9 protein-coding genes are annotated in these 12,146 nt (G+C 69.0%); 2 read left to right on the top strand and 7 right to left on the bottom strand.

Annotated features, from left to right (window positions below):
* Nucleotides 1-94: 94 nt before the first annotated feature.
* From lspA to murJ, 4 genes are all read right to left on the bottom strand, one after another.
* Entirely contained in the window at nt 95-595 is a 501-nt protein-coding gene (lspA, locus tag WCD84_RS14035) for a signal peptidase II (RefSeq protein WP_343253561.1), read from the bottom strand.
* Complete coding sequence (ileS, locus tag WCD84_RS14030) at nt 586-3,372, bottom strand: isoleucine--tRNA ligase (RefSeq protein WP_343281764.1); 2,787 nt, start codon at nt 3,370-3,372, stop codon at nt 586-588. The genes lspA and ileS overlap by 10 nt, the downstream gene beginning before the upstream one ends.
* A gap of 56 nt (nt 3,373-3,428) precedes the next feature.
* Nucleotides 3,429-4,379 carry a bifunctional riboflavin kinase/FAD synthetase gene (locus WCD84_RS14025; protein WP_343253562.1) on the bottom strand — a complete coding sequence of 317 codons (951 nt, stop codon included), beginning with the start codon at nt 4,377-4,379 and terminating at the stop codon, nt 3,429-3,431.
* A 91-nt stretch (nt 4,380-4,470) separates the two neighbouring features.
* The gene (gene murJ / locus WCD84_RS14020; RefSeq protein WP_449280129.1) at nt 4,471-5,985 is read right to left on the bottom strand and encodes a murein biosynthesis integral membrane protein MurJ; all 1,515 of its coding nucleotides are present in this window, start codon (nt 5,983-5,985) and stop codon (nt 4,471-4,473) included.
* A 332-nt stretch (nt 5,986-6,317) separates the two neighbouring features.
* Between murJ and rpsT the strand changes: the two genes are divergently transcribed.
* Nucleotides 6,318-6,590 (top strand): 30S ribosomal protein S20, encoded by a 273-nt coding sequence (gene rpsT / locus WCD84_RS14015; protein WP_343253564.1) that lies wholly within the window; start codon nt 6,318-6,320, stop codon nt 6,588-6,590.
* Nucleotides 6,591-6,693: 103 nt separating this feature from the next.
* Here rpsT and cgtA read toward each other — a convergent pair whose 3' ends face one another.
* From cgtA to rplU, 3 genes are all read right to left on the bottom strand, one after another.
* A complete protein-coding gene (cgtA, locus tag WCD84_RS14010; protein ID WP_343281762.1) occupies nt 6,694-7,740 on the bottom strand; it encodes an Obg family GTPase CgtA in 1,047 nt (348 codons plus the stop codon).
* 136 nt (nt 7,741-7,876) lie between these two features.
* Entirely contained in the window at nt 7,877-8,137 is a 261-nt protein-coding gene (gene rpmA / locus WCD84_RS14005) for a 50S ribosomal protein L27 (RefSeq protein WP_343253566.1), read from the bottom strand.
* A gap of 12 nt (nt 8,138-8,149) precedes the next feature.
* Nucleotides 8,150-8,470, bottom strand: a complete 321-nt coding sequence (gene rplU, locus WCD84_RS14000) for a 50S ribosomal protein L21 (RefSeq protein WP_343253567.1) — start codon at nt 8,468-8,470, stop codon at nt 8,150-8,152.
* 576 nt (nt 8,471-9,046) lie between these two features.
* Here rplU and WCD84_RS13995 point away from each other — a divergent pair.
* Complete coding sequence (locus WCD84_RS13995) at nt 9,047-11,503, top strand: S8 family serine peptidase (RefSeq protein WP_343281761.1); 2,457 nt, start codon at nt 9,047-9,049, stop codon at nt 11,501-11,503.
* The last annotated feature ends 643 nt before the right edge of the window (nt 11,504-12,146 follow it).

Below are 12,146 nucleotides of genomic sequence, written 5' to 3'. Positions count from 1 at the left end.
TGTGGGCCGTCTCTTTTTTTTTTGGGGGGTTTTCTGTCTCTGCGCTGTTCTCTCCCCCCCCCCCCCCCCCCCCCCGCTCCCACAAACAGCTGCCCTACAGGGCTCCAGCCTTCTTCGGGGCGAAAATTCCGAACAGGGCGATGCCGATGGCGCCGCCGACGATGGCGGCGTCGGCGATGTTGAACGCCGGCCAGTAGTGGTCGCGCCAGTGCCACTGGATGAAGTCGATGACGTGCCCGTGGACCAGCCGGTCGATCACGTTGCCGATGGCGCCGCCGATCACCAGCGCGAACGGCAGCGCCGTGCGCCAGTCCGCGCGCGGCGTGCGCGCCAGCCACACCGCCAGCAGGCCGCTGATGCCAAAGGCCAGCACGGTGAAGAACCACTTCTGCCAGCCGCCGGCGTCGGACAGGAAGCTGAAGGCGGCGCCGGTGTTGTAGGTGCGGTACCAGTTCCAGAAGCCTTCGATCACGGGGATCGCGGTGTACTCCGGCAGGCTGGTCAGCACCCACTGCTTGCTGAGCTGGTCAAGCACCAGCACCACGAGCGAAACGACCAGCCACGGCAATGCGTTGGGCTTCGGCCTCAGAACCACAGGCGGTCCTCCCCCGGGCCTTCCACGTTCGACACGCAGCGCGTGCACAGCTGCGGATGCGCCTCGACCGTACCGACGTCGCCGCGGCGCTGCCAGCAGCGCACGCACTTGGGCTTGCTGGTAGGCAGCGCTGAAACCACAACCTCGCCGGCGTCGTCATCGGCCACCAGGGCCACGTCGCCGCTGATGAAGAAGAAGCGCAGCTCGTCGAGCAGGCCCGACAGGCGATTCTGGTCGGCCACGCCGCAGGTCAGGGTGATCTCGGCATCCAGCGCGGCACCGATCGCGCCGCTGGCGCGCATCGGCTCAAGCACCCTGGATACGTGCTCGCGCAGGCGCAGCAGGTCGTCGAACTCGCGCGCCGACAGCGGCGCGTCGTCGGTCAACGGAGCCAGGCCTTCGTACCAGGTCGCGAACAGCACGTTGCCTTCGCGTTCGCCCGGCAGGTAGCCCCACATCTCGTCGGCGGTGAACGACAGGATTGGCGCGATCCAGCGTACGAAGGCCTCGGCGACGTGGTACATCGCAGTCTGTGCGCTGCGCCGGCCGCGCGAGTCCTCGCGCATGGTGTAGAGCCGGTCCTTGGTGACGTCCAGGTACAGCGAACCGAGATCGACGCTGCAGAAGTTCATCAGCAGCTGCACCACCTCGGCGAAGTCGTAGCGCGCACAGGCATCGACGATCTTCTGCTGCACGCCGTGGGCGCGATGCACGATCCAGCGGTCGAGCGCGACCATGTCGGCCGGCGCCACCACGTCCACCGCGGGGTCGAAACCGTGCAGGTTGCCGAGCAGGAAGCGCGCGGTGTTGCGGATGCGGCGGTAGGCGTCGGCGTTGCGCTTGAGGATCTCCTTCGACAGCGACATCTCGTTCGAGTAGTCGGCCGATGCGATCCACAGGCGCAGGATGTCGGCGCCGAGCGTCTTCATGATTTCCTGCGGTTCGATGCCGTTGCCCAGCGACTTCGACATCTTGCGGCCGTGCTCGTCGACGGTGAAGCCGTGGGTCAGGCACTGCCGGTAAGGTGCGGCGCCGTCGATCGCGATGCCGGTCAGCAGCGACGACTGGAACCAGCCGCGATGCTGGTCGGAGCCTTCCAGGTAGAGGTCGGCCGGCTTGCCGATGCCGCGCGCGGCCAGCACGCATTCGTGGGTGACGCCGGAATCGAACCAGACGTCGAGGATGTCGGTGACCTTGTCGTACTGCGCGGCCTCGTCGCCAAGCAGCTGCGCCGGATCAAGCGCGAACCAGGCATCGATGCCGCCCTGCTCCACCAGGTCGGCGGCGGCGCGCATCAGCTCGCTGGAGCGCGGATGCGGCTCGCCGGTCTCGCGGTGCACGAACAGCGCGATCGGCACGCCCCAGGTGCGCTGGCGCGAGATCGTCCAGTCCGGGCGATCAGCGACCATGCCGGCGATGCGCGCCTCGCCCCAGCCGGGGAACCACTCCACGCCCTCGATCGCGGCCAGTGCGTCGCGGCGAAGGCCGGCCTTGTCCATCGAAATGAACCACTGCGGCGTGGCGCGGAACGCGACCGGCGTGCGATGGCGCCAGCAGTGCGGATAGCTGTGCTCGATCCTGGAATGCGCCAGCAGCGCACCACTGGCGCGCAGCACCTCGACGATGGCGTCGTTGGCCTTCCAGATGTGCGTGCCCGCCAGCTCCGCGCCGTTGGCCGCGGGCGTCGACGGCAGGTACACGCCGCGTCCGTCGACGGGGTTCATCTGCGCGGCGGTGTAGCGGTCGACGATGCCGTACGCGCGCGCGGCCGCGAAGTCCTCCTGGCCGTGGCCCGGAGCGGTGTGCACCGCACCGGTGCCGTCGTCGTCGGTCACGTGGTCGCCCAGGATCACCGGGATATCGCGTTCGGCGTAGAACGGATGCGCGAACAGCAGGCCTTCCAGCGCGGCGCCCCGGGCATGGCCGTGGACCAGGGCCTCGCCTTCGACGCCGTAGCGTGCCAGGACCTTCGTCGCCAGCGAGGCGGCCACGACGAGCCAGCGGCCACGCCCGCCGTGCGCTGGTCCCTCGACCAGCGCGTATTCGATGTCCGCGCCGAGCGACACCGCCAGCGACGCCGGCAGCGTCCACGGCGTGGTGGTCCAGATGGGGAGCGCAAGTTCGACGCCATCGGGCAGCACGGCGCCGAAGGCACGCGCCACCGCGTCCGCATCACGCGCCGGATAGGCCACGTCGACCGCGGGCGACACCTTGTCCTGGTATTCGATCTCGGCCTCGGCCAGCGCCGAGCCGCAGTCGAAGCACCAGTACACCGGCTTCGCGCCGCGCACCAGGTGGCCGTGGTCGATCACCTTCGCCAACGCGCGCATCTCGTTGGCCTCGTACGTCGGGTCCAGCGAGAGATAGGGATCGTCCCAATCGCCAAGCACGCCCAAGCGCTTGAAGTCGGCCTTCTGCAGCTCGACCTGCGCCAGCGCGTACTCGCGGCAGGCCTGGCGGAACGCCGCTGCGTCGAGCTTCACGCCCACCCGGCCGTGCTTCTTCTCGATCGCGATTTCGATCGGCAGGCCGTGGCAGTCCCAGCCCGGCACATAGGGCGCGTCGAAACCGGCGACCGTCTTCGAGCGGACGATGATGTCCTTGAGGATCTTGTTGACCGCGTGGCCCAGGTGGATGGCGCCGTTCGCATACGGCGGGCCGTCGTGCAGGACGAAGCGCGGCCGGCCCGCGGCCCGTTCGCGCAGGCGGGCATACAGCCCTTCCGCCTCCCAGCGCGCCAGCGTGGCCGGCTCCCGCTTGGGCAGGTCGCCGCGCATCGGGAACGCGGTCTCGGGCAGGAGGATGGTGGATTTGTAGCGCTGGCTGTCGTCGGTCACGCGGTCGCTCGCTGCGGGGTATGCATCAGAATTTCGCGGGCCTGTGCGGCATCGCGGTCCATCTGCGCGACCAGGGTCGGCAGGTCGGGGTATTTCTCTTCGTCGCGCAGGCGCGCCACGAACTCCACCTCGATGCGGCGACCGTACAGGTCGCCGTCGAAATCGAACAGGTGGGCTTCCAGCAGCGGCTCGATGCCGTCCACCGTGGGCCGGGTGCCGAAGCTCGACACCGAAGGCCAGGGCGCGTCGCCAACGCCGTGCACGCGGGTGGCGTAGATGCCCTGCAGCGCCGGCACCTTGCCGCGGAAGCGCAGGTTCGCCGTGGGGAAGCCGAGCGTGCGCCCGAGCTGGCGGCCGCGCACCACGCGCCCGCCGATGGCATAGGCATGGCCGAGCAGGCGCGCGGCGGTGGTGAAATCCCCTGCGACCAGCGCCGCCCGGATGCGCGTGCTCGACACGCGTCCGCCATCGAGCATGACCGGCGCGATCTCGCCCGCGCTGAAGCCGAGCCGCTCGCCCGCGGCCTGCAGCGTGCCCAGGTCACCCGCGCGGCGGTTGCCGTAGCGGAAACCGGGACCGACCCAGACTTCGCGCGCGCGCAGGCGTCGCGCCAGCACGCGTTCGGCGAACCCGTCGGGCGACATCGCCGCGAACGCGCGGTTGAAGCGCAGCAGCCCCACCAGGTCGGCACCGAGCGCGAACAGGCCCTCGGCGCGTGCGCGCGGCAGCATCAGGCGCGGCGGCGGTGCGTCCGGCGCGAAGAACTCGCGCGGCAGGGGCTCGAAGCTCAGCGTGGCCAGCGGAAGACCCAGCGCCCGCGCGCGCTCCGTCGCGTGCCCCACCAGCGCGCGATGGCCGAGGTGCAGGCCGTCGAAGGCGCCGATGCAGGCCACGCTGCCTTCGGGGCACAGGGGCCCGCCGTCGACGTCGCGGAACAGCTGCTTCATGGGATCCAGGATGGTTTGGCGCCGCCAACAGCGGCAGCGCGCCCGACCGCAGTCGGTCGGCAAGTATACCGACGCCGCCGAGCGCCCATGCTCAGTGGCGCAGATGCCGCGGCCGCAGGCCCAGTGCCAGCAGCGTAACGGCGTAGGCCAGCCCACCACCGGCAACCACCGCCAGCAGCCACAGCGCGCGCAGCACCAGGCTTTCGATCGCGGTCCAGTCACCCACCCATCCACGAAGCCCCAGGACCACGGCTGCCATCGCCGCGCAGGCCGCGACCAGGCGCAGCCAGAACCGCCCCCAGCCCGGCTGCAGGCGCACCAGGCCGGCGCGCCTGACATAGCGCCACAGCAGCCAGGCATTGAGGATCCCCGCCAGGCCGGTGGCCAGAGCGATCCCACCGTGCGCGCCCTGAATGTCCCAGAGCCACAGCGGGGTGGTGAAGGCGATGGTCATCAGCACGTTGGCAATGACGGTGATGATCGCCGCGCGCATCGGAGTCTTTGTGTCCTGGCGGGCGAAGAACGCCGGCGCCAGCACCTTGGTCAGCATGAATGCCGGGATGCCGATGCTCATCGCCGAGAGGCTGAGCGCGGCCATGCGGGTGTCGTGCGGGGTGAAGCGGCCGCCCTGGTAAACCACCGCGGTCAGCGGCTCGGCCAGCAGCAGCAGGCCGATGGCCGCCGGCACGCCGCCGAGGAGTGCCATGCGCAGCGCCCAGTCCAGCGCAGCTCCGTAGCCCTCGCTGTCTTCGGCGGCGTGGCGCCGCGACAGGTGCGGCAGGATCACGGTGCCGATGGCCACGCCGAACAGGCCCAGCGGAAACTCGACCAGGCGGTCGGACAGGTACAGCCAGGTCTGGCTGCCGGTGACCAGCAGGGACGCGAACACGGTGCCCACCAGCAAGTTGAGCTGCGCCACCGACGAGGAGAACAACGTCGGCACCATCAGCCGGGCCACCCGGCGCACATCCGGGTGGCGGAAGCCAGGCCGGAAGCGCGGGCGCAGGCCGAGCCTGCCCAGGGCCGGCCACAGCAGCGCCAACTGCAGGATGCCGGCCACCAGCACGCCCCAGGCCAGTGCCATCACCGGCTGCGCGAAGTAGCGCGACACCCAGACGATCGCCACGATCATCACCAGGTTGTGCAGCACCGGCGTCACCGCCGGCAGCGCGAAGCGGCCGAAGCTGTTGAGCACGGACGCGACCAGCGCCATCAGCGAAATGAACACCAGGTAAGGGAAGGTGATGCGCAACATGTCGGCGATCAGCCCCAGTTTCCCGGGCTCGTCGACGGCGCCCGGTGCGAACACGGCGGCCACCAGCGGCGCCGCAAGCATTCCGGCCGCCGCGAACACCAGCACCACCGCCAGCAGTGCGCCGGCCATGGCATCCAGGAACGCCTTCAGCTCCCGCGGGTCCTTGCGCTCGCGCAGCTCGTTGAATACCGGCACGAACGCCATCTGCACCGAACCTTCGGCGAAAATCCGGCGCAGGTAGTTCGGGATCCGGTAAGCGATGACGAACGCGTCCATCGCCACCGAAACGCCGAACACGCGCGACTGCAGGGCGTCGCGAAGGAAACCCGCGATCCGCGACAGCAGGGTCATTGCGCTGAACACCGCGGTGGAGCGCAGCAGGCCGCCGCCGCGGCGCCCCGGGCTCTTTTTTCCCGGGTCCGGGCCCTGGCCGCGGCCCGTGTCCGCGTCCGCCACTGCGCCGTCCCCGGCCGGGGTCATTGCGGGCATCGACGCGGCGGGATCCAGCCCCGCGGGTGCTTCGGGAGGGGATCCGCCCGCGGCTTTCGACCCGTCCTGGCCTGCCCGGTTCACGACCGCGTCTCCATCTGGCAAGGATTCTTGACGCAAGCCCCTGATTCCCCCATAATTTCCTGCTCGCTTGACCCGAATTCCGTCTTTACACCCGTTCCCAGGATCCCATTGTGGCCAACATCAAGTCTTCCAAGAAGCGCGCCAAGCAGGCTGTCGTGCGCAACCTGCGCAACAACAGCCAGCGTTCGCAGCTGCGCACCGCCGTCAAGAAAGTGCTCAAGGCGCTCGACGCCAACGACGCCGCCGGCGCCCAGGAGGCCTTCACCTCCGCGCAGCCCCTGCTCGACCGCTTCAGCGCGCGTGGCCTGATCCACAAGAACAAGGCCGCCCGCCACAAGAGCCGCCTGACCGCCCGCATCAAGGCGCTGGCCAGCGCCGCCTGAGGCAGGCCGCACCGCGGTGAACGAAAGCCCGGCTTTGGCCGGGCTTTTTGCGTGGGCGGATACAAAGGCATTCTTGGCCACGGACGTACGCGGATACACCGCCTCAAAGCCCGACGGCATCTGCCGCATCCGCGGCATCGCGGGCCTGTTCGTCGAGGAAGGCCTGCACGCGCAGCATGACTTCGCGGGTTCCTTCACTGGCCAGACCCGACACCACGAACCAGGGGGCGCTCCAGCCCAGTTCGGCAACCACGCGCTCGGCATGGGCGCGGGCGTCTTCCGGCGGCAGCAGGTCGGCCTTGTTGAACAGCAGCCAGCGCGGCTTGGCCATCAGGCCGGCGTCGAACTTCTCCAGCTCGTGCTCGATCGCGCGCACCTGGTCGGCGGCGTCCGAGCCGTCCAGCGGCTCGACTTCCACCAGGTGCAGCAGCAGCCCGGTGCGCTGGATGTGGCGCAGGAACAGCGCGCCCAGGCCGGCGCCGTCGGCGGCGCCTTCGATCAGCCCGGGGATGTCGGCGATCACGAAGCTGCGCGCGGGCTCCACGCTGACCACGCCGAGGTTCGGGTAGAGCGTGGTGAACGGGTAATCGGCCACCTTCGGCGTGGCCGCCGACACGGCGCGGATCAAGGTCGACTTGCCGGCGTTCGGAAAGCCCAGCAGCCCGACGTCGGCGAGCAGCTTGAGCTCCAGGCGCAGCCCGCGCTGTTCGCCCTCGTCACCCGACGTCGCCTTTCGCGGCGCACGGTTGACCGAGGTCTTGAAATGGATGTTGCCAAGCCCGCCCTTGCCGCCGCGGGCGACCAGCAGGCGATCGCCGTCGCCGACCAGGTCGCCGATCACCTCGTCGGTATCGATGTTCAGCACCTGGGTGCCCACCGGCACCATGATGACCGTGTCCTCGCCGCCCTTGCCGTAGCGCTGCTGGCCCATGCCGTCTTCGCCGCGGCGGGCGCGGAACACCCGCTGATGGCGGAAGTCGACCAGGGTATTGAGGTTGCGGGTGGCTTCCAGCCAGACATCGCCGCCGTTGCCGCCATCGCCGCCGTCCGGGCCGCCGAGCGGAATGTACTTCTCGCGACGGAAGCCCACGCAGCCATTGCCGCCATTGCCGGCGGTGACGGTGATTTCGACTTCGTCGACGAGTTTCATGGCGATGGATCCAGGCTGTGGCGGGACCGGGCCCTGAAGCCGCGGCGGATGATCGGAAATTCAGCTGGCGCCGGTGCGTGCGCCGGAAACGAAAAGCCCCGCCGGAGCGGGGCCTTCGCGGAGCGTGCTGCCAAGCTCAGGCCTCGGCAACCACGTTCACGGTACGACGCTTCTTCGGGCCCTTGGTCGTGAACTCGACCTTGCCATCGATCAGCGCGAACAGGGTGTGGTCGCGGCCGAGGCCGACACCGTTGCCCGGATGGAACTGCGTGCCGCGCTGGCGGATGATGATGTTGCCGGCATCGATCGCCTGGCCACCATAGATCTTAACGCCGAGGTATTTCGGGTTGGAATCGCGGCCGTTGCGCGAGGAACCTACGCCCTTTTTATGTGCCATGGCTGCGTCTCCTTACTTCTTGTCGCCACCGGCAATGCCGGTGATCTCGATTTCGGTGTAGTGCTGCCGGTGGCCCATCTGCTTGCGATGGTGCTTGCGGCGGCGGAACTTCACGATGCGCACCTTGTCGGCGCGGCCGTGGGCCTTGACGGTGGCGGTGACGGTTGCCCCATTGAGCGCGTCGCCGACCTTGATACCCTCGCCGTCGCCAAGCATGAGCACGTTGTCGAACGTGATCTCATTGCCTGCTTCGACGTCCAGCAGCTCGACGCGGAGCGTCTCGCCCTTCATCACGCGGTACTGCTTTCCGCCTGTTACCAGGACTGCATACATGACCAAGCTTCCTATGTAGTTATTGTGGTCGCCTGCCACCCTTGGGGTAGACAGGAGCGGAATTGTAATTGGAACCGGGCTTTCGGGTCAAACCAGGGTGAATGGGAGTTATACGGTTGCGCATCGCCCCCCGCTTCCGGTAGGTTCAAACGGTCGGACGGGTCACAGGGGACCGTCCGCTGCAAGGACAGCATCAGGCACCTGTTGCGTTGCGGACATCCGCGCGCAGAGGGTCGAATCGTCTCTTTTCACGGAGAGCCTCTGTACGTGCATGGTTCCACCTGCAGCAATCAAGCGGCGCAAGGCCACGCCAGCGCCCAGGATGACCGGCGCAAGAGCGTGCCGCATCGCGCCCGCGCCGCCCGTCCGTCCCGACCGGCTTCGTGCCTGCCCCCCCCCGGCACCGCGCATCCGCGCCACGGCGCATCCATATCCGAATTCCGCCCGTCCGCAGGCCGTCGACCCCTGGTCGCGCCGCGGACGCGCGAACAGCTTCCACTGAAGTAGCAACAGCCACTGCGTGGATGGGGCCGACGCCATAGCTGCGCCGGATCGACGAAAGGAGAGAGGAACAAAATGACAAGCACGACTTGGAACACCACAACAACCGCGCTCGCGGTGGCGATCACCGCCGCCCTCGTCGCGGGGCCGTCGTACGCGGCACTCAAGAAGCCGGCGGCGAGCAAGCCGGCACAGACCCAGAAGAGCGCCGTGAAGGCTCCTCTGTTCGCCAAGCCCGGCCATCCCTACGGGGCCAACCTGAAGGCGCCGGCGGACACCGCATACGACTCTTTCATCGTCAGCTTCCAGAAGGGCGCAAAGCCCGCGGCCGACCTTCAGCGCCAGCTCGATACCGTCGGCAAGCTGCTCGGTACCCGCATCGCGATCGAGCGCACTACCGGCACCGGTGCGCAGATCATCCGCACCGCGCGCACGATCGACGTCGTCGAACGCAAGCAGCTCGAAGCCGCGCTGAGGAACAATCCCGCGATCCGCGCCGTCGAGCCCAACGGCCGCATGTACCGCATGTTCGAGCCGAACGACCCGCTGTTCGCACAGCAGTGGCATTACCAGGACGGCGGCATGGGCATCAATGCCACCGAAGCCTGGGATACCGTCGACGGCACCGGCTACATCGTCGCGGTGCTCGATACGGGACAGGTCGAGCACGCCGACCTGGATGGCCAGTTCATCGCAGGCTATGACTTCATTTCCGACCCCGCCAACGCGCGTGACAACGATGCCCGCGACGCGGATCCGAACGACGAAGGCGACTGGGACAGCAAGTACGACAGCAGCTGGCACGGCACCCACGTGGCCGGCACCATCGCCGCACTGACCGACAACGGCCTTGGTGTCGCGGGCGTTGCCCACGGTGCCAAGGTCCAGCACGTCCGCGTCCTGGGCAACGCCGGCGGCAGCTTCGAGGACATCAACGACGCCATCGTCTGGGCCTCGGGCGGCAGCGTCCCGGGCGTTCCCGACAACGCGACCCCGGCGCACGTCATCAACCTCAGCCTGGGCGGCTCGGTCGCATGTCCGACCGACATGCAGGACGCGATCGATATCGCCGTCGAGAACGGCACCTCCGTGGTCGTGGCGGCGGGCAACTCGAGCTCGGACATCGCCAATTACTCTCCGGCGGGCTGCGACGGCGTGATCGTGGTCGCGGGCACGGGTCCGGACAACACGCGCTATGCCGCGACCAACTTCGGCGCGGGCATCAGCGTCGCGGCTCCGGCCGGCAGCGGCGCCATGCCCAACGAGGACCAGGTCCTGTCGACGCTGAACAGCGGCCTGACCGTCCAGGAAGACGACGCCTATGCCTGGTACGCCGGCACGTCCATGGCGACTCCGCACGTGGCCGGCACGGCCGCGCTGATGATGGACGCAGCGGGCGAGGCGCTGCCGCCGGACGAAGTCAAGGCCATCCTGCGCAACACCGGCTATGCCGCCAACGGCCTGGTGACCGACTGCGACGACAGCTCGCGCTGGTGCGCCAGCCTGATCGACGCCGGCCGCGCGGTTGCAGTGGCATCGGGCGCTGAAGAGCTCCCCGCAGACCCGCCGCCGCCGCCGGCCCCGCCGCCGCCGACCGACCTCGTGAACGAGGTCCCCGTCGAACTGGGTTCGATGGGTGCGGGCAACGAGAAGTTCTTCAAGCTCGACGTGCCGGAGGGCATGGGCTCGGTGGTCTTCAACCTGACCCCCGGTACCGGGGCGACCGGTGACTCGGACATCTACGTCCGCTACGGCGCGGCGCCGACCAACTCGCTGTACGACTGCCGTCCGTGGACGGGTGGCACCGTCGCCGAAACATGCGAGTTCACCGCGCCCGAAGGGGGCGAATGGCACGTCAGGGTCGTGTCCTACAGCGCGTCCAACGGCTATTCCGTGATGGGCACGTACGACGACACGCCGGTCGAGGTGGATCCGCCCACCGAGCTGGAAAACGGCGTTCCCGTGACGGGCATCAGCGTGGATGCCGGCGAGGACGTGTTCTACTTCATCGACGTGCCGGAAGGTGCCACCAACCTCGAAGTGTTGATGGATGGTCCCAACGGCGACACCGACCTCTACGTCAGGCACGGCGCGGAACCCACCAACACGCTCTATGACTGCCGCCCGTACCTGTACGGCAGCATCGAGGAGTGCCTGATCGAGGCACCCGCCGCGGGCGAGTGGTTCATCCGCATCGATGGCTACGAGTCGACCACGGGTCTTTCGCTGACCGCCAGCTTCGACATCGAGGGAGGCCCGGGCGTCGCTCCGACGGACCTCATGGCTCGCCAGGTCTTCCCGCTGCGTGGCCAGCGCATCCGCGTGCCGCTGGCGTGGACCGGCGGCGAGGGCGAGCAGGTCGACGTGCTGTTTGATGGCGAAGTAGTGGCCACTTCGACCAACACCGGTGCGTTCGTGCACACCTTCACCGCGGAATCGACGGGCCCCGGCTCGGCGACCTACCAGGTCTGCAACGCGGGCACCGACGAGTGCTCGGAGACCATCACGGTGAACTACACCGCGCGCCGCTGATACAGGTCGCAAGGTGACATGGAGGGGCCCGGTTCGCCGGGCCCCTTTCTTTTGGTTCTTCTCCCCGATTGAGGGGAGGCCGGCCCCCGGAGTGGCTGGCTCTTTTGTCGATGCTTCGCGTGTTGACGTGACAGTTGGGGCGTTGTTGCGCCGGGAGCTGCTCCGTCCTGGTCCGCGCTGCCCGTCCCGTGCATTTCTCCGTTGTAGTCCGCGCTGCACGTCCGGTGCATTTCTCCGTTGTAGCCCGCGCTGCCCGTCCCGCACACAGGGGGTGTGCTGCGCCGGCCGTCTCCGCGTCCTGCTCCCAGCGGCCGGGCGCCGGCCATCCATGGCCGGCTCTCCGCACACCCCCTGTGCACGGGACGGGCCGTGGCGTTTTCCTGCTTCGGGTCGAACATCAAGAGCGGGCGCGCGCTCGCGAGCGTAGGGGTCGCCCTGGCGTGGCTGCGCCGCTGATCCGGTGCCGACCGCCCGCTTGCGACATCTGCGTCGACGTTGCCCTCGTCCACCACCGCCCAAAAGGTCCGGGCCCGGGGGGGGGGGGGGGGGGGGGGGGGGGGGGGGGGGGGGGGGGGGGGGGGGGGGGGGGGGGGGGGGGGGGGGGGGGGGGGGGGGGGGGGGGGGGGGGGGGGGGGGGGGGGGG

Source organism: Luteimonas changyuni (assembly GCF_039548395.1).
In the GTDB taxonomy this organism is placed as follows: domain Bacteria; phylum Pseudomonadota; class Gammaproteobacteria; order Xanthomonadales; family Xanthomonadaceae; genus Luteimonas.
This window is presented reverse-complemented; position numbering and strand designations above follow the sequence as displayed.

Coding starts and splice junctions, on each gene's coding strand:
- ileS (WP_343281764.1), bottom strand. CDS start 3,372: ATGCGCGGCGACCTGCCCAAGCGGGAGCCGGCCACGCTGGCGCGCTGG.
- WCD84_RS14025 (WP_343253562.1), bottom strand. CDS start 4,379: ATGAAGCAGCTGTTCCGCGACGTCGACGGCGGGCCCCTGTGCCCCGAA.
- murJ (WP_449280129.1), bottom strand. CDS start 5,985: ATGACCCTGCTGTCGCGGATCGCGGGTTTCCTTCGCGACGCCCTGCAG.
- cgtA (WP_343281762.1), bottom strand. CDS start 7,740: ATGAAACTCGTCGACGAAGTCGAAATCACCGTCACCGCCGGCAATGGC.
- rpmA (WP_343253566.1), bottom strand. CDS start 8,137: ATGGCACATAAAAAGGGCGTAGGTTCCTCGCGCAACGGCCGCGATTCC.
- rplU (WP_343253567.1), bottom strand. CDS start 8,470: ATGTATGCAGTCCTGGTAACAGGCGGAAAGCAGTACCGCGTGATGAAG.
- WCD84_RS13995 (WP_343281761.1), top strand. CDS start 9,047: ATGACAAGCACGACTTGGAACACCACAACAACCGCGCTCGCGGTGGCG.